Source organism: Priestia sp. SIMBA_032, from assembly GCF_046535215.1.
Lineage (GTDB): Bacteria > Bacillota > Bacilli > Bacillales > Bacillaceae_H > Priestia > Priestia aryabhattai.
On record NZ_JAWRXD010000717.1, the window covers coordinates 1 to 270 of the forward strand.

Genomic DNA, 270 nt, shown 5'->3' on the forward strand with positions numbered 1-270 from the left:
CGTCGCTGCAGCCCTCGAAGAACCGCTCGTCGACGGCGATGTGTTCGTTGAAGCCGCGGATGACGTTGGCGCGGCTGTTCGAGCTCGCGTTCTGCTCCGCCTCCAGCAGCCGGAAGCGGACCAGGTCCTCGTCCCCGAGCACGTGGATCGGCCAGTGCTTGACGAGGGCGATCCAGCGGTCGAAGTCGGGCAGCTGGCGCATCCGGTTGTCGTACAGCCCGTGCTCCATGTAGAACTCGCGCCGGATGAGCACGCTCGGGTGGCAGAGCG

1 protein-coding gene is annotated in these 270 nt (G+C 67.0%); it reads right to left on the reverse strand.

The window, feature by feature from the left end:
- The coding region (locus SB717_RS36150) for a glycosyltransferase family protein (protein WP_410907822.1) at window positions 1–270 on the reverse strand (270 nt) is incomplete at both ends.